Genomic DNA, 20,545 nt, shown 5'->3' with positions numbered 1-20,545 from the left:
TAATTATTTAATAAGTCTAAGGAATGATAATTCCTTGGTCTATCTGGTCATAAGGAGGAATAAAGGTGTCATTCGGATCAACGATTAAAGCTTCATCCGCAATTAATCCATTGATTATGTCTGAGGAACTAGTACTGCTATATACATCTGATAAATCAACCCCGTTTAACACAATCGTTACTCCGTCTACTCCAGTATCGAGACCATCTGCATCAATAGTGATGGTGGTATCGTTACCGGCAAACCCAAATGATAAGAAGTCTTCTAAGTTGCCATTTTCTTCATTGAGAAGTAAGTCGGATAAATCCAACACATCAACTTGATGGTTAAAGCCGTATACGGTATCGGTACTGTTGTCGGCTGCGTCATTACCCCACTCGAAGAAGTCTCGTTCATTGTCATCAGGTGTAGCTTGGGTGCCACCATAGAGAGTATCGTCTCCTTTACCTCCAACTAAAAGGTCGCGTCCAGAACCACCAGTGATAACGTCGTTACCATCTCCGCCAAATAAAATGTCATTGTCAGCTTCACCATTTAATATGTCATTGCCGCCTTGACCAAACAAAATATCATTACCGATGCCACCATTTAATTGGTCGTTACCATCATTCGATTGAGATACATTAAACTCACTTAGGTTTTCAATTATGTAATCGTGTACTTCAGAGTCAGTAACAGAGGTAGCACTTAATTGTCCTGCTACATACTCCCTTATTGAATCCATACCCTCTAAGTTATTACCAAGAAAATCAGTTAAATCACCAAAAACAATGTCATCACCATCACCAGCATCAATAACATCATTTCCTGGGAATACATCAGACTCTAAAATAGCTGCGGCCAGTTCATTGACATCTAAATTGTTGATTACGCTACCGTCTGAATCAAATTGTTCCAAAATGCTACTATTGATATTTCCCCCTAAACCAATAGCTTGTACATCAGAAACTGAATTAAGATCTTCAAATGCTGCTTCTGCATTATCGAAATAATTACCAGGCTCACCATTATCGGTATTGGGGCTGCCATCGGTAATGAAAAACGTTCTATTATTGCCTTGCGGATAATTGGTATTAAACCAATTATAAGTTGTATCAAATGCATCAAAGTAATTGGTGTAACCGCCACTAGTCATCAAATCAAGAGCATTTTCAATATCAATTGCAGCGGTAGGTGAGGTTAAATCTAGTGAAATAAGGATTGTGGCATCCCAATCAAAATCAACGAGTAATACATTTACTGTGCCCGCACCAGGTTGATTTGCATTAGTGATGAGCGTATCTAAAACTTTGATTATTTCTTCTCTGGCAGTGTTTACTCTAGAGGTTCCCATACTGCCAGATGAATCGATAACAAAGGCTAGGTTATAGTCGTCCCCTGCTAAGGTGCCGGTAGTGTCACTAACTATCGTATCATTACCGTCAGTACCGGTGTAATTATCATCTCCAGCATTGAGGGTTTTACTGCTAAATACTGTAATTGTGGTTGTCGCTGTGTCAGTTCCACCATCAGTATCACTTATTGTATAAGTAAAGTTGACAGGGGTCGCGTCGTCGCTTGTGTGCTGGAACGTATATGTACCATCAGGTTGGATGGATAAAATACCTTCCTGCAATATGACTTCTGCTGTGCCATTGGTAAAGACTAAATCAATACCGTTAATTTGAGTGATAGACAGTGAGCCATCTTCAGGGTCGCTGTCCACTCCTGAACCAGTATCATCTAGTATGATATTACCTGTAACAACACTCCCAAAATCAACGTCATATTGGTTGTTTAGTGCCGTTGGAAGATCATTAGTACCATTAATGGTAATAGTGACTGTTTCAGTATCATATGCCCCATTACTATCTGTTGCGGTAACCCCGAAACTAAGGGTTATCGCATCACCATCAGCAAGAAAGTCAACTAGATCATTGTTGATTTGGTAAGTCCAACCTAGTTCATCACTATTAAGGCTGAAACCAGCTACTATGTCGCTAATTTGCTGCGGACTTAGGTTAGCATTAGCGCTATTTTGCCATAATATATCGTTTTGATAATCAACAGATAGACTTACTGAGTCACCATTATCGACATCTGAAGTAGTAAGTGTTCCTGTGGCAATCAAGTCACCTGTTTGCTGGTCATCGATACTATCTTCAGTAACGGTACCCGTGTTTTCGGCAATAGTTAGTACCGGAATATCGTTAGTACCATTAACTGTAACGGTTACCAACTGAGAACTAAACGCACCAAACTCATCGGTGACCGTAGCGAGGAAGGTCTCGTCGTGAGTTTCACCTTCGGCGAGGGCGTCAACTAATTCATTGTCGGCCAAGGTGTAAGTCCACTCGCCAGTATCGGCATCAATCTCAAAACTACCGTAGTCGTTAGTTTGTGCCTCAAAGCTCCAGCTTTGCGTTGCATTATTATCGACATCACTTGCGGTGAGAGTGCCGCTGGCAGTGAGGTTAGCCGCTACAGGCGTATTACCGTTGTCATTAATATCAACAACACCAGCTTCGTTAACGCTGCCGGTGGCATCTTCAATGCTTGAGGTGATAAGTGGTATATCGTTAGTACCAGCAACGGTTACCGTCACCAACTGAGTACTAAACGCACCAAATTCATCGGTGACCGTAGCAAGGAAAATCTCGTCGTGAGTTTCACCTTCGGCGAGGGCGTCAACTAATTCATTGTCGGCTAGAGTGTAAGTCCACTCGCCGCTATCGGCATCAATCTCAAAACTACCGTAGTCGTTAGTTTGTGCCTCAAAGCTCCAGCTTTGCGTGGCGTTATTATCGACATCACTTGCAGTTAAGGTTCCGCCTGCTGTTAGCACTGCGGCGACTGGCGTATTACCGTTGTCATTAATATCGACCACACCAGCTTCGTTTACGCTGCCAGTGGCATCTTCAATGCTCGAGGTGATAAGCGGAATATCGTTAGTACCGGCAACTGTGACCGTCACCAGCTGGGTGCTAAACGCACCAAACTCATCAGTCACTGTAGCGAGGAAGATCTCGTCGTGAGTTTCACCTTCAGCCAATGCATCCACAAGGGTGTTTTCGGCTAGAGTGTAAGTCCACTCGCCGCTATCGGCATCAATCTCAAAACTACCGTAGTCGTTAGTTTGTGCCTCAAAGCTCCAGCTTTGCGTTGCATTATTATCGACATCACTTGCGGTTAAGGTTCCGCCTGCTGTTAGCACTGCGGCAACTGGGGTATTACCGTTGTCATTAATATCAACTACACCAGCTTCGTTTACGCTGCCAGTGGCATCGTCAATGCTCGAAGTGATAAGCGGAATATCGTTAGTGCCGGCAACTGTTACGGTGACCAGTTGGGTACTAAACGCACCAAACTCATCGGTGACCGTGGCAAGGAAGATCTCATCGTGAGTTTCACCTTCGGCGAGGGCGTCAACTAATTCATTGTCGGCTAGAGTGTAAGTCCACTCGCCGCTATCGGCATCAATCTCAAAACTACCGTAGTCGTTAGTTTGTGCCTCAAAGCTCCAGCTTTGCGTGGCGTTATTATCGACATCACTTGCAGTTAAGGTTCCGCCTGCTGTTAGCACTGCGGCGACTGGCGTATTACCGTTGTCATTAATATCGACCACACCAGCTTCGTTTACGCTGCCAGTGGCATCTTCAATGCTCGAGGTGATAAGCGGAATATCGTTAGTACCGGCAACTGTGACCGTCACCAGCTGGGTGCTAAACGCACCAAACTCATCAGTCACTATAGCGAGGAAGGTCTCGTCGTGAGTTTCACCTTCAGCCAATGCATCCACAAGGGTGTTTTCGGCTAGAGTGTAAGTCCACTCGCCGCTATCGGCATCAATCTCAAAACTACCGTAGTCGTTAGTTTGTGCCTCAAAGCTCCAGCTTTGCGTTGCGCCGGTATCGACATCGCTCGCAGTGAGAGTGCCGCTGGCAGTGAGGTTAGCCGCTACCGGCGTATTGCCGTTGTCATTAATATCGACAACACCGGCTTCATTGACGCTGCCGGTGGCATCTTCAATGCTCGAAGTGATAAGCGGAATATCGTTAGTGCCGGCAACTGTGACCGTCACCAGTTGGGTACTAAACGCACCAAACTCATCGGTGACAGTAGCGAGGAAGGTCTCGTCGTGAGTTTCACCTTCAGCCAATGCATCCACGAGGGTATTGTCGGCCAGAGTATAAGTCCACTCGCCAGTATCGGCATCAATCTCAAAACTACCGTAGTCGTTAGTTTGTGCCTCAAAGCTCCATTCCTGGGTGGCGTTATTATCGATATCGCTCGCAGTGAGAGTGCCGCTGGCAGTGAGGTTAGCCGCTACAGGCGTATTACCGTTGTCGTTAATATCGACCACACCAGCTTCATTAACGCTGCCGGTGGCATCTTCAATGCTCGAAGTGATAAGCGGAATATCGTTAGTGCCGGCAACTGTTACGGTCACCAGCTGGGTACTGAACGCACCAAATTCATCAGTCACCGTGGCGAGGAAGGTCTCGTCGTGAGTTTCACCTTGAGCGAGAGCGTCAACTAATTCATTGTCGGCTAGAGTGTAAGTCCACTCGCCAGTATCGGCATCAATCTCAAAGCTACCGTAGTCGTTAGTTTGTGCCTCAAAGCTCCAAGTTTGCGTTGCATTATTATCGACATCACTTGCAGTTAAGGTTCCGCCTGCTGTTAGCACTGCGGCAACTGGGGTATTACCGTTGTCATTAATATCAACTACACCAGCTTCATTGACGCTACCGGTGGCATCTTCAATGCTCGAAGTGATAAGCGGAATATCGTTAGTACCGCTTACTGTGACCGTCACCAGCTGGGTGCTAAACGCACCAAACTCATCGGTGACCGTAGCAAGGAAAGTCTCGTCGTGAGTTTCACCTTCGGCGAGGGCGTCAACTAATTCATTGTCGGCTAGAGTGTAAGTCCACTCGCCAGTATCGGCATCAATCTCAAAACTACCGTAGTCGTTAGTTTGTGCCTCAAAACTCCATTCCTGGGTGGCGTTATTATCGACATCACTTGCAGTTAAGGTTCCGCCTGCTGTTAGCACTGCGGCAACTGGCGTATTACCGTTGTCATTAATATCGACCACACCAGCTTCATTGACGCTGCCGGTGGCATCTTCAATGCTCGAAGTGATAAGCGGAATATCGTTAGTACCGGCAACTGTTACCGTCACCAGTTGGGTACTAAACGCACCAAACTCATCGGTGACCGTGGCAAGGAAGATCTCGTCGTGAGTTTCACCTTGGGCGAGGGCGTCGACTAATTCATTGTCGGCCAAGGTGTAAGTCCACTCGCCAGTATCGGCATCAATCTCAAAGCTACCGTAGTCGTTAGTTTGTGCCTCAAAGCTCCAGCTTTGCGTTGCGCCAGTATCGACATCGCTCGCAGTGAGAGTGCCGTTGGCAGTGAGGTTAGCCGCTACAGGCGTGTTACCGTTGTCATTAATGTCGACCACACCGGCTTCGTTTACGCTGCCGGTGGCATCTTCAATGCTCGAAGTGATAAGCGGAATATCGTTAGTACCAGCAACGGTTACCGTCACCAGTTGGGTGCTAAACGCACCAAACTCATCGGTGACCGTAGCGAGGAAGGTTTCGTCGTGAGTTTCACCTTGGGCGAGGGCGTCAACTAATTCATTGTCGGCCAAGGTGTAAGTCCACTCGCCGCTATCGGCATCAATCTCAAAGCTACCGTAGACGTTAGTTTGTGCCTCAAAGCTCCAGCTTTGCGTGGCGCCGGTATCGACATCGCTGGCAGTTAAAGTGCCGTTGGCAGTGAGGTTAGCCGCAACCGGCGTATTACCGTTGTCATTAATATCGACCACACCAGCTTCGTTTACGCTGCCAGTGGCATCTTCAATGCTTGAGGTGATCAGCGGAATATCGTTAGTACCATTAACTGTTACCGTCACCAGTTGGGTACTAAACGCACCAAACTCATCGGTGACCGTAGCGAGGAAGGTCTCGTCGTGAGTCTCGCCTTCGGCTAATGCATCCACAAGGGCGTTATCAGCTAGGGTGTAAGTCCACTCGCCAGTATCGGCATCAATCTCAAAACTACCGTAGTCGTTAGTTTGTGCCTCAAAGCTCCAGCTTTGCGTTGCGCCGGTATCGACATCGCTCGCAGTGAGGGTGCCGTTGGCAGTGAGGTTGGCCGCTACAGGCGTATTACCGTTGTCATTAATATCGACTACACCAGCTTCATTGACGCTACCAGTGGCATCTTCAATGCTCGAGGTGATAAGCGGAATATCGTTAGTACCGGCAACTGTTACCGTCACCAGTTGGGTACTAAACGCACCAAACTCATCGGTGACCGTGGCAAGGAAGATCTCATCGTGAGTTTCACCTTCGGCGAGGGCGTCAACTAATTCATTGTCGGCCAAGGTGTAAGTCCACTCGCCAGTATCGGCATCAATCTCAAAGCTACCGTAGTCGTTAGTTTGTGCCTCAAAGCTCCAAGTTTGCGTTGCATTATTATCGACATCACTTGCAGTTAAGGTTCCGCCTGCTGTTAGCACTGCGGCAACTGGGGTATTACCGTTGTCATTAATATCAACTACACCAGCTTCATTGACGCTACCGGTGGCATCTTCAATGCTCGAAGTGATAAGCGGAATATCGTTAGTGCCGCTTACTGTTACGGTGACCAGTTGGGTACTAAACGCACCAAACTCATCGGTGACCGTGGCAAGGAAGATCTCATCGTGAGTTTCACCTTGGGCGAGGGCGTCAACTAATTCATTGTCGGCCAAGGTGTAAGTCCACTCGCCAGTATCGGCATCAATCTCAAAACTACCGTAGTCGTTAGTTTGTGCCTCAAAGCTCCATTCCTGGGTGGCGTTATTATCGATATCGCTCGCAGTGAGAGTGCCGCTGGCAGTGAGGTTAGCCGCTACAGGCGTATTACCGTTGTCGTTAATATCGACCACACCAGCTTCATTAACGCTGCCGGTGGCATCTTCAATGCTCGAAGTGATAAGCGGAATATCGTTAGTGCCGGCAACTGTTACGGTCACCAGCTGGGTACTGAACGCACCAAATTCATCAGTCACCGTGGCGAGGAAGGTCTCGTCGTGAGTTTCACCTTGAGCGAGAGCGTCAACTAATTCATTGTCGGCTAGAGTGTAAGTCCACTCGCCAGTATCGGCATCAATCTCAAAGCTACCGTAGTCGTTAGTTTGTGCCTCAAAGCTCCAAGTTTGCGTTGCATTATTATCGACATCACTTGCAGTTAAGGTTCCGCCTGCTGTTAGCACTGCGGCAACTGGGGTATTACCGTTGTCATTAATATCAACTACACCAGCTTCATTGACGCTACCGGTGGCATCTTCAATGCTCGAAGTGATAAGCGGAATATCGTTAGTACCGCTTACTGTGACCGTCACCAGCTGGGTGCTAAACGCACCAAACTCATCGGTGACCGTGGCGAGGAAGGTCTCGTCGTGAGTTTCACCTTCGGCGAGGGCGTCAACTAATTCATTGTCGGCTAGAGTGTAAGTCCACTCGCCAGTATCGGCATCAATCTCAAAACTACCGTAGTCGTTAGTTTGTGCCTCAAAACTCCATTCCTGGGTGGCGTTATTATCGACATCACTTGCAGTTAAGGTTCCGCCTGCTGTTAGCACTGCGGCAACTGGCGTATTACCGTTGTCATTAATATCGACCACACCAGCTTCATTGACGCTGCCGGTGGCATCTTCAATGCTCGAAGTGATAAGCGGAATATCGTTAGTACCGGCAACTGTTACCGTCACCAGTTGGGTACTAAACGCACCAAACTCATCGGTGACCGTGGCAAGGAAGATCTCGTCGTGAGTTTCACCTTGGGCGAGGGCGTCGACTAATTCATTGTCGGCCAAGGTGTAAGTCCACTCGCCAGTATCGGCATCAATCTCAAAGCTACCGTAGTCGTTAGTTTGTGCCTCAAAGCTCCAGCTTTGCGTTGCGCCAGTATCGACATCGCTCGCAGTGAGAGTGCCGTTGGCAGTGAGGTTAGCCGCTACAGGCGTGTTACCGTTGTCATTAATGTCGACCACACCGGCTTCGTTTACGCTGCCGGTGGCATCTTCAATGCTCGAAGTGATAAGCGGAATATCGTTAGTACCAGCAACGGTTACCGTCACCAGTTGGGTGCTAAACGCACCAAACTCATCGGTGACCGTAGCGAGGAAGGTTTCGTCGTGAGTTTCACCTTGGGCGAGGGCGTCAACTAATTCATTGTCGGCCAAGGTGTAAGTCCACTCGCCGCTATCGGCATCAATCTCAAAACTACCGTAGTCGTTAGTTTGTGCCTCAAAACTCCATTCCTGGGTGGCGTTATTATCGACATCACTTGCAGTTAAGGTTCCGCCTGCTGTTAGCACTGCGGCAACTGGCGTATTACCGTTGTCATTAATATCGACCACACCAGCTTCATTGACGCTGCCGGTGGCATCTTCAATGCTCGAAGTGATAAGCGGAATATCGTTAGTACCGGCAACTGTTACCGTCACCAGTTGGGTACTAAACGCACCAAACTCATCGGTGACCGTGGCAAGGAAGATCTCGTCGTGAGTTTCACCTTGGGCGAGGGCGTCGACTAATTCATTGTCGGCCAAGGTGTAAGTCCACTCGCCAGTATCGGCATCAATCTCAAAGCTACCGTAGTCGTTAGTTTGTGCCTCAAAGCTCCAGCTTTGCGTTGCGCCAGTATCGACATCGCTCGCAGTGAGAGTGCCGTTGGCAGTGAGGTTAGCCGCTACAGGCGTGTTACCGTTGTCATTAATGTCGACCACACCGGCTTCGTTTACGCTGCCGGTGGCATCTTCAATGCTCGAAGTGATAAGCGGAATATCGTTAGTACCAGCAACGGTTACCGTCACCAGTTGGGTGCTAAACGCACCAAACTCATCGGTGACCGTAGCGAGGAAGGTTTCGTCGTGAGTTTCACCTTGGGCGAGGGCGTCAACTAATTCATTGTCGGCCAAGGTGTAAGTCCACTCGCCGCTATCGGCATCAATCTCAAAGCTACCGTAGACGTTAGTTTGTGCCTCAAAGCTCCAGCTTTGCGTGGCGCCGGTATCGACATCGCTGGCAGTTAAAGTGCCGTTGGCAGTGAGGTTAGCCGCAACCGGCGTATTACCGTTGTCATTAATATCGACCACACCAGCTTCGTTTACGCTGCCAGTGGCATCTTCAATGCTTGAGGTGATCAGCGGAATATCGTTAGTACCATTAACTGTTACCGTCACCAGTTGGGTACTAAACGCACCAAACTCATCGGTGACCGTAGCGAGGAAGGTCTCGTCGTGAGTCTCGCCTTCGGCTAATGCATCCACAAGGGCGTTATCAGCTAGGGTGTAAGTCCACTCGCCAGTATCGGCATCAATCTCAAAACTACCGTAGTCGTTAGTTTGTGCCTCAAAGCTCCAGCTTTGCGTTGCGCCGGTATCGACATCGCTCGCAGTGAGGGTGCCGTTGGCAGTGAGGTTGGCCGCTACAGGCGTATTACCGTTGTCATTAATATCGACTACACCAGCTTCATTGACGCTACCAGTGGCATCTTCAATGCTCGAGGTGATAAGCGGAATATCGTTAGTACCGGCAACTGTTACCGTCACCAGTTGGGTACTAAACGCACCAAACTCATCGGTGACCGTGGCAAGGAAGATCTCATCGTGAGTTTCACCTTCGGCGAGGGCGTCAACTAATTCATTGTCGGCCAAGGTGTAAGTCCACTCGCCAGTATCGGCATCAATCTCAAAGCTACCGTAGTCGTTAGTTTGTGCCTCAAAGCTCCAAGTTTGCGTTGCATTATTATCGACATCACTTGCAGTTAAGGTTCCGCCTGCTGTTAGCACTGCGGCAACTGGGGTATTACCGTTGTCATTAATATCAACTACACCAGCTTCATTGACGCTACCGGTGGCATCTTCAATGCTTGAGGTGATAAGCGGAATATCGTTAGTACCGCTTACTGTGACCGTCACCAGCTGGGTGCTAAACGCACCAAACTCATCGGTGACCGTAGCAAGGAAAGTCTCGTCGTGAGTTTCACCTTCGGCGAGGGCGTCAACTAATTCATTGTCGGCCAAGGTGTAAGTCCACTCGCCAGTATCGGCATCAATCTCAAAACTACCGTAGTCGTTAGTTTGTGCCTCAAAACTCCATTCCTGGGTGGCGTTATTATCGACATCACTTGCAGTTAAGGTTCCGCCTGCTGTTAGCACTGCGGCAACTGGCGTATTACCGTTGTCATTAATATCGACCACACCAGCTTCATTGACACTGCCGGTAGCATCTTCAATGCTCGAGGTGATCACGGGTATATCGTTAGTGCCGGCAACTGTTACGGTCACCAGCTGGGTACTGAACGCACCAAATTCATCAGTCACCGTGGCGAGGAAGATCTCATCGTGAGTTTCACCTTCAGCGAGGGCGTCAACTAATTCATTGTCGGCTAGAGTGTAAGTCCACTCGCCAGTATCGGCATCAATCTCAAAGCTACCGTAGTCGTTAGTTTGTGCCTCAAAACTCCATTCCTGGGTGGCGTTATTATCGATATCGCTCGCAGTTAAGGTTCCGCCTGCTGTTAGCACTGCGGCAACTGGGGTATTACCGTTGTCATTAATATCAACTACACCAGCTTCATTGACGCTACCAGTGGCATCTTCAATGCTCGAAGTGATAAGCGGAATATCGTTAGTACCGGCAACTGTTACGGTGACCAGTTGGGTACTAAACGCACCAAACTCATCGGTGACCGTAGCAAGGAAGGTCTCATCGTGAGTTTCACCTTCGGCCAATGCATCCACAAGGGCGTTATCAGCCAAGGTGTAAGTCCACTCGCCAGTATCGGCATCAATCTCAAAGCTACCGTAGTCGTTAGTTTGTGCCTCAAAACTCCAGCTTTGCGTGGCGTTATTATCGACATCACTTGCAGTTAAGGTTCCGCCTGCTGTTAGCACTGCGGCAACTGGCGTATTACCGTTGTCATTAATATCGACCACACCAGCTTCGTTTACGCTGCCGGTGGCATCTTCAATGCTCGAAGTGATAAGCGGAATATCGTTAGTGCCGGCAACTGTTACGGTCACCAACTGGGTACTAAACGCACCAAACTCATCGGTGACCGTGGCAAGGAAGATCTCGTCGTGAGTTTCACCTTCGGCGAGGGCGTCAACTAATTCATTGTCGGCTAGAGTGTAAGTCCACTCGCCAGTATCGGCATCAATCTCAAAACTACCGTAGTCGTTAGTTTGTGCCTCAAAACTCCATTCCTGGGTGGCGTTATTATCGACATCACTTGCAGTTAAGGTTCCGCCTGCTGTTAGCACTGCGGCAACTGGCGTATTACCGTTGTCATTAATATCGACCACACCAGCTTCGTTTACACTGCCGGTAGCATCTTCAATGCTCGAGGTGATCACGGGTATATCGTTAGTGCCGGCAACTGTTACCGTCACCAGCTGGGTACTGAACGCACCAAACTCATCGGTGACCGTAGCAAGGAAGATCTCATCGTGAGTTTCACCTTCGGCTAATGCATCCACAAGGGCGTTTTCGGCTAGGGTGTAAGTCCACTCGCCAGTATCGGCATCAATCTCAAAGCTACCGTAGACGTTAGTTTGTGCCTCAAAACTCCAGCTTTGCGTGGCGTTATTATCGACATCACTTGCAGTTAAGGTTCCGCCTGCTGTTAGCACTGCGGCAACTGGCGTATTACCGTTGTCATTAATATCGACCACACCAGCTTCATTGACGCTACCGGTGGCATCTTCAATGCTTGAGGTGATCACGGGTATATCGTTAGTGCCATTAACTGTTACCGTCACCAGTTGGGTACTGAACGCACCAAACTCATCGGTGACCGTGGCAAGGAAGATCTCATCGTGAGTTTCACCTTCGGCCAATGCATCCACAAGGGCGTTTTCGGCCAAGGTGTAAGTCCACTCGCCGCTATCGGCATCAATCTCAAAGCTACCGTAGTCGTTAGTTTGTGCCTCAAAACTCCATTCCTGGGTGGCGTTATTATCGACATCACTTGCAGTTAAGGTTCCGCCTGCTGTTAGCACTGCGGCAACTGGGGTATTACCGTTGTCGTTAATATCAACCACACCAGCTTCGTTTACACTGCCGGTGGCATCTTCAATGCTCGAAGTGATAAGCGGAATATCGTTAGTGCCGGCAACTGTTACGGTCACCAGCTGGGTACTGAACGCACCAAACTCATCGGTGACCGTGGCGAGGAAGGTCTCGTCGTGAGTCTCGCCTTCGGCTAATGCATCCACAAGGGCGTTTTCGGCCAAGGTGTAAGTCCACTCACCAGTATCGGCATCAATCTCAAAGCTACCGTAGTCGTTAGTTTGTGCCTCAAAGCTCCATTCCTGGGTGGCGTTATTATCGACATCACTTGCAGTGAGAGTGCCGCTGGCAGTGAGGTTAGCCGCTACAGGCGTATTACCGTTGTCGTTAATATCGACCACACCAGCTTCGCTTACACTGCCGGTGGCATCTTCAATGCTCGAAGTGATAAGCGGAATATCGTTAGTGCCGCTTACTGTTACGGTGACCAGTTGGGTACTAAACGCACCAAACTCATCGGTGACCGTGGCAAGGAAGATCTCATCGTGAGTTTCACCTTGGGCGAGGGCGTCAACTAATTCATTGTCGGCCAAGGTGTAAGTCCACTCGCCAGTATCGGCATCAATCTCAAAACTACCGTAGTCGTTAGTTTGTGCCTCAAAGCTCCATTCCTGGGTGGCGTTATTATCGATATCGCTCGCAGTGAGAGTGCCGCTGGCAGTGAGGTTAGCCGCTACAGGCGTATTACCGTTGTCGTTAATATCGACCACACCAGCTTCATTAACGCTGCCGGTGGCATCTTCAATGCTCGAAGTGATAAGCGGAATATCGTTAGTGCCGGCAACTGTTACGGTCACCAGCTGGGTACTGAACGCACCAAATTCATCAGTCACCGTGGCGAGGAAGGTCTCGTCGTGAGTTTCACCTTGAGCGAGAGCGTCAACTAATTCATTGTCGGCTAGAGTGTAAGTCCACTCGCCAGTATCGGCATCAATCTCAAAACTACCGTAGTCGTTAGTTTGTGCCTCAAAGCTCCAGCTTTGCGTTGCGCCGGTATCGACATCGCTCGCAGTGAGGGTGCCGTTGGCTGTGAGGTTGGCCGCAACCGGCGTATTACCGTTGTCATTAATATCGACCACACCAGCTTCGTTTACGCTGCCGGTCGCATCTTCAATGCTCGAAGTGATAAGCGGAATATCGTTAGTACCGCTTACTGTTACGGTGACCAACTGAGTACTGAACGCACCAAATTCATCAGTCACCTTGGCGAGGAAGATCTCATCGTGAGTTTCACCTTCAGCGAGGGCATCGACTAATTCATTGTCGGCCAAGGTGTAAGTCCACTCGCCAGTATCGGCATCAATCTCAAAGCTACCGTAGTCGTTAGTTTGTGCCTCAAAGCTCCAGCTTTGCGTGGCGTTATTATCGACATCGCTCGCAGTTAAGGTTCCGCCTGCTGTTAGCACTGCGGCAACTGGCGTATTACCGTTGTCATTAATATCGACCACACCAGCTTCATTGACGCTACCGGTGGCATCTTCAATGCTCGAAGTGATAAGCGGAATATCGTTAGTGCCGGCAACTGTTACGGTCACCAGCTGGGTACTGAACGCACCAAATTCATCAGTCACCGTGGCGAGGAAGGTCTCGTCGTGAGTTTCACCTTCGGCGAGGGCGTCAACTAATTCATTGTCGGCTAGAGTGTAAGTCCACTCGCCAGTATCGGCATCAATCTCAAAACTACCGTAGTCGTTAGTTTGTGCCTCAAAGCTCCAAGTTTGCGTTGCGCCGGTATCGATATCGCTCGCAGTGAGGGTGCCGTTGGCTGTGAGGTTAGCCGCTACAGGCGTATTAACGTTGTCATTAATATCAACTACACCAGCTTCATTGACGCTACCAGTGGCATCTTCAATGCTTGAGGTGATCAGCGGAATATCGTTAGTGCCGGCAACTGTTACGGTCACCAGCTGGGTACTGAACGCACCAAATTCATCAGTCACCGTGGCGAGGAAGGTCTCGTCGTGAGTTTCACCTTGAGCGAGAGCGTCAACTAATTCATTGTCGGCTAGAGTGTAAGTCCACTCGCCAGTATCGGCATCAATCTCAAAACTACCGTAGACGTTAGTTTGTGCCTCAAAACTCCAGCTTTGCGTGGCGTTATTATCGACATCGCTCGCAGTTAAGGTTCCGCCTGCTGTTAGCACTGCGGCAACTGGGGTATTACCGTTGTCATTAATATCAACTACACCAGCTTCATTAACGCTGCCGGTGGCATCTTCAATGCTCGAAGTGATAAGCGGAATATCGTTAGTACCGGCAACTGTTACCGTCACCAGTTGGGTACTAAACGCACCAAACTCATCGGTGACCGTGGCAAGGAAGATCTCGTCGTGAGTTTCACCTTCGGCGAGAGCGTCAACTAATTCATTGTCGGCTAGAGTGTAAGTCCACTCGCCAGTATCAGCATCAATCTCAAAGCTACCGTAGTCGTTAGTTTGTGCCTCAAAGCTCCAGCTTTGCGTTGCATTATTATCGACATCACTTGCAGTTAAGGTTCCGCCTGCTGTTAGCACTGCGGCAACTGGGGTATTACCGTTGTCATTAATATCAACTACACCAGCTTCATTGACGCTACCAGTGGCATCTTCAATGCTCGAAGTGATAAGCGGAATATCGTTAGTACCGGCAACTGTTACGGTGACCAGTTGGGTACTAAACGCACCAAACTCATCGGTGACCGTGGCAAGGAAGATCTCATCGTGAGTTTCACCTTGAGCGAGGGCGTCAACTAATTCATTGTCGGCCAAGGTGTAAGTCCACTCGCCGCTATCGGCATCAATCTCAAAACTACCGTAGTCGTTAGTTTGTGCCTCAAAGCTCCAGCTTTGCGTTGCGCCGGTATCGACATCGCTCGCAGTGAGAGTGCCGTTGGCAGTGAGGTTAGCCGCTACAGGCGTATTACCGTTGTCATTAATATCGACCACACCGGCTTCATTAACGCTGCCGGTGGCATCTTCAATGCTCGAAGTGATAAGCGGAATATCGTTAGTACCGGCAACTGTTACCGTCACCAGTTGGGTACTAAACGCACCAAACTCATCGGTGACCGTAGCAAGGAAGATCTCATCGTGAGTTTCACCTTCGGCTAATGCATCCACAAGGGCGTTTTCGGCTAGGGTGTAAGTCCACTCGCCAGTATCGGCATCAATCTCAAAACTACCGTAGTCGTTAGTTTGTGCCTCAAAACTCCATTCCTGGGTGGCATTATTATCGACATCACTTGCAGTTAAGGTTCCGCCTGCTGTTAGCACTGCGGCGACTGGCGTATTACCGTTGTCATTAATATCGACCACACCAGCTTCGTTTACACTGCCAGTGGCATCTTCAATGCTTGAGGTGATAAGCGGAATATCGTTAGTGCCGGCAACTGTTACCGTCACCAGTTGGGTACTAAACGCACCAAACTCATCGGTGACCGTGGCAAGGAAGGTCTCGTCGTGAGTTTCACCTTCGGCTAATGCATCCACAAGGGCGTTATCAGCTAGGGTGTAAGTCCACTCGCCAGTATCGGCATCAATCTCAAAACTACCGTAGTCGTTAGTTTGTGCCTCAAAGCTCCAGCTTTGTGTTGCATTATTATCGACATCACTTGCGGTGAGAGTGCCGTTGGCAGTGAGGTTAGCCGCTACAGGCGTATTACCGTTGTCATTAATATCAACCACACCAGCTTCGTTTACGCTGCCAGTGGCATCATCGATGCTTGAGGTGATAAGCGGAATATCGTTAGTGCCGCTTACTGTTACGGTGACCAGTTGGGTACTAAACGCACCAAACTCATCGGTGACCGTAGCAAGGAAGGTCTCGTCGTGAGTTTCACCTTGGGCGAGGGCGTCAACTAATTCATTGTCGGCTAGAGTGTAAGTCCACTCGCCAGTATCGGCATCAATCTCAAAGCTACCGTAGTCGTTAGTTTGTGCCTCAAAGCTCCAAGTTTGCGTTGCATTATTATCGACATCGCTCGCAGTTAAGGTTCCGCCTGCTGTTAGCACTGCGGCAACTGGCGTATTACCGTTGTCATTAATATCGACTACACCAGCTTCGTTTACGCTACCGGTGGCATCTTCAATGCTCGAAGTGATAAGCGGAATATCGTTAGTGCCGGCAACTGTTACGGTCACCAACTGGGTACTAAACGCACCAAACTCATCGGTGACCGTGGCAAGGAAGATCTCGTCGTGAGTTTCACCTTCGGCGAGGGCGTCAACTAATTCATTGTCGGCTAGAGTGTAAGTCCACTCGCCAGTATCGGCATCAATCTCAAAACTACCGTAGTCGTTAGTTTGTGCCTCAAAGCTCCAGCTTTGCGTTGCATTATTATCGACATCACTTGCAGTTAAGGTTCCGCCTGCTGTTAGCACTGCCGCTACAGGCGTATTACCGTTGTCATTAATATCGACCACACCAGCTTCGTTTACACTGCCGGTAGCATCTTCAATGCTCGAGGTGATCACGGGTATATCGTTAGTGCCGGCAACTGTTACGGTCACCAGCTGGGTACTGAACGCACCAAATTCATCAGTCACCGTGGCGAGGAAGATCTCATCGTGAGTTTCACCTTCAGCGAGGGTGTCAACTAATTCATTGTCGGCTAGAGTGTAAGTCCACTCGCCAGTATCGGCATCAATCTCAAAGCTACCGTAGTCGTTAGTTTGTGCCTCAAAGCTCCAGCTTTGCGTGGCGTTATTATCGACATCACTTGCAGTTAAGGTTCCGCCTGCTGTTAGCACTGCGGCTACAGGCGTATTACCGTTGTCATTAATATCGACTACACCAGCTTCGTTTACACTGCCGGTGGCATCTTCAATGCTCGAGGTGATAAGCGGAATATCGTTAGTGCCGGCAACTGTTACGGTGACCAGTTGGGTACTGAACGCACCAAATTCATCAGTCACCGTAGCGAGGAAGGTCTCGTCGTGAGTTTCACCTTGGGCGAGGGCATCAACTAATTCATTGTCGGCCAAGGTGTAGATCCACTCGCCAGTATCGGCATCGATGCTAAAATCGCCGTACTCGCCAGCTTCTGGTTCAACGCTCCAGCTAGCGCTTGAACCATTATCAATATCGCTTGCGGTTAACGTACCATTGGCTGTGAGTACTCCAAGCTCTGGTTCATTGCCGCCGTCCATTACGCCAGCTTCAAGAACTGTTCCTGTTGCATCGTCGAGTGTAGAGGTGATCTCTGGAATACTATTAGTTCCTGACACAGTCACCGTGACCAACTGTGTACTAAAAGCGCCGTGCTCATCTGTCACTGTAACAAGGAAGGTTTCATCGCGAGTTTCACCTTGGGCGAGGGCGTCAACTAATTCATTGTCGGCTAAGTTGTAGGTCCACTCGCCAGTGTCAGCATCGATACTAAAATCGCCGTACTCGCCAGCTTCTGGTTCAACGCTCCAACTGGTTGTTGAGTCGGTGTCTATATCGCTGGCGGTCAAGGTACCGCCAGTGCTTGCGTTACCTGGCTCTGGTTCGTTGCCGCCATCCATAACACCTGATTCAGTGACTGAACCCGTCGCATCTTCAATGCTAGAAGTGATAAGCGGAATATCGTTGGTGCCATTAACGGTAACGGTGACAAGTTGGGTACTAAAAGCGCCGTGCTCATCTGTCACTGTAACGAGGAAGGTTTCATCGCGAGTTTCACCTTGGGCGAGGGCGTCAACTAATTCATTGTCGGCCAAGGTGTAAGTCCACTCGCCAGTGTCGGCATCGATACTAAAATCGCCGTACTCGCCAGCTTCTGGTTCAACGCTCCAACTGGTTGTTGAGTCGGTGTCTATATCGCTGGCGGTCAAGGTACCGCCAGTGCTCGCGTTACCTGGCTCTGGTTCGTTGCCGCCATCCATAACACCTGATTCAGTGACAGTCCCCGTCGCATCTTCAATGCTCGAAGTGATAAGTGGAATATCGTTGGTGCCATTAACGGTAACGGTGACGAGTTGGGTACTAAAAGCGCCGTGCTCATCTGTCACTGTAACGAGGAAGGTTTCATCGCGAGTTTCACCTTGGGCGAGGGCATCAACTAATTCATTGTCGGCTAAGGTGTAGGTCCACTCGCCAGTGTCTGCATCGATACTAAAATCGCCGTACTCGCCAGCTTCTGGTTCAACGCTCCAACTGGTAGTTGAGTCGGTGTCTATATCGCTGGCGGTCAAGGTACCGCCAGTACTCGCGTTACCTGGCTCTGGTTCGTTGCCGCCATCCATAACACCTGATTCAGTGACAGACCCCGTCGCATCTTCAATGCTAGAAGTGATAAGCGGAATATCGTTAGTGCCATTAACGGTAACGGTGACAAGTTGGGTACTAAAAGCGCCGTGCTCATCTGTCACTGTAACGAGGAAGGTTTCATCGCGAGTTTCACCTTGGGCGAGGGCGTCAACTAATTCATTGTCGGCTAAGGTGTAGGTCCACTCGCCAGTGTCAGCATCGATACTAAAATCGCCGTACTCGCCAGCTTCTGGTTCAACGCTCCAACTGGTAGTTGAGTCGGTGTCTATATCGCTGGCGGTCAAGGTACCGCCAGTGCTCGCGTTACCTGGCTCTGGTTCGTTGCCGCCATCCATAACACCTGATTCAGTGACAGTCCCCGTCGCATCTTCAATGCTCGAAGTGATAAGTGGAATATCGTTAGTGCCATTAACGGTAACGGTGACAAGTTGGGTACTAAAAGCGCCGTGCTCATCTGTCACTGTAACGAGGAAGGTTTCATCGCGAGTTTCACCTTGGGCGAGGGCGTCAACTAATTCATTGTCGGCCAAGGTGTAAGTCCACTCGCCAGTGTCGGCATCGATACTAAAATCGCCGTACTCGCCAGCTTCTGGTTCAACGCTCCAACTGGTTGTTGAGTCGGTGTCTATATCGCTGGCGGTTAAGGTACCACCAGTGCTGATTATTCCCGGCTCGCTTTCATTTCCGCCGTCCATCACGCCGGCCTCAAGGGTAGTACCTGTGGCGTCTGTAGTTGAAGAGGTAATAACTGGAGTATCGTTATCGCCTAAAATAGTAATGGTTAGAGTTTGGGTGATCTCATCGCCATCAGCATCAACTAGAGTGTAGTTGAAAGCGTCAGTTGTTTGTTCATTTAACTGCAGTTGTTGTAGCTGTTCCGAATCGCTATTAAGTTCATAGCTATAGCTACCGTCGGCCAATATTGTTAGCGTGCCAAAGGTGCCTGAAATAACATTGCTACTGGCTAAGTTTACCGAGCCTGCTGCCGTCGAAACTTGGGTTATTTCGGCTGAATCTGCGCCTAAGGTATCGTTATTTAACACGTTGCCTGTAACGGGGTTTTCGTTGTCTTCGTTAATCGTATTGCTATCATCTGCACCCGACGGTGCATCATCGACAATATTGGCTGTAATCGATGAGGTTACTGTAACACCTTGATTATCGGTTAATGTTAACTCAAATAGCTCACTATTAGTGTCTGAGTTACTATGAGCGGATGGATCGGTAAGTGTGTATTCATAGCTGATAGCTGACGTTATAGGGTTGAAATCAGTCACAACCAGTTCACCAAACTCACTGTCAATGGTCACCGGTCCTGCAAAGTTACCATCAATAAATATATCAATACCATCAATGGTTAGCGTGTTAATACCAGCTTGCACTGAAACGGTAATGACTCCTGCCTGCGTTAACAGGTCAGCTTGGGGATCAGAGCCTTGTTCGAGGTTATTTTCCAAAACGGTTACAGAGCTTGACGATATTTCTGGTTGTGCAAACTGTTCTAAAAATCCTACTTGCTCTTCTATACGTTCATCTTCCTCTAGCTCAAAGCCTACGGTGTCATAAACGGCTGCGGCAAGGGTTTCATCACCAGCACGACCGACAAATGTAAAGCCGCCGCCTTCATTGCCTGTTGGGGCTGCTTCACCTGCGGCGGTATCTGGAAGCCCCTCTGTTGGATCTTCACCGCTTAAAATAAGTTCTTGTAATGCGGCAATTTCAGAGTCAACTTCAGCTGATGTAGTTGCTTCAAAGCCGGATGTTGCGCTTTCAGCATCGGGCGCGCTTGCATTTGTTTCAACCGTGCCGTCGCTATATTGCAATTTAAAGGTGGCATCTTCAGCTGCATCGAAGGTCGTATTTTGCTCCAAAGTATCACCCACTGCTAAGGCGATAGTTTGACCTTGTGCATTTTGGCCATTCACCACACCTGTAAGCTCTACTACGGTTGCATTTAGCTTTAAAATATATTTAACCATGATGTAATACTCTCAATGTTGATGCCTATTCCTTTAGCTGAGTGAAGATGTTCCACTGCTTATGATTTTTAGAGACAGTTACGCTTGTATGAAGTTTGTACGCTATTAGGGTTTTGTCAAATGGGGTTGGCTTAAGCTGTGATGCTGGAGATGTTGTTATTGTTTTACGCTGAAGTTAAATGGTGATGTGAAACAGGTGGCTAGGTTGGGTGCGTA

General features: G+C 49.0%; 1 protein-coding gene. It reads right to left on the bottom strand.

Annotation, left to right across the window (positions count from 1 at the left end):
* Positions 1-16: 16 nt before the first annotated feature.
* Positions 17-20,329: a VCBS domain-containing protein gene (locus RGE70_RS16435; protein ID WP_310472518.1), complete on the bottom strand. Its 20,313-nt coding sequence runs from the start codon at positions 20,327-20,329 to the stop codon at positions 17-19.
* Positions 20,330-20,545: the final 216 nt, after the last annotated feature.

Origin of the sequence: Shewanella youngdeokensis, from assembly GCF_033180165.1 — a bacterium.
In the GTDB taxonomy this organism is placed as follows: domain Bacteria; phylum Pseudomonadota; class Gammaproteobacteria; order Enterobacterales; family Shewanellaceae; genus Shewanella; species Shewanella youngdeokensis.
Note: the sequence above shows the minus strand (reverse complement) of the source record. Positions and strands in the feature narration are given on the sequence as shown.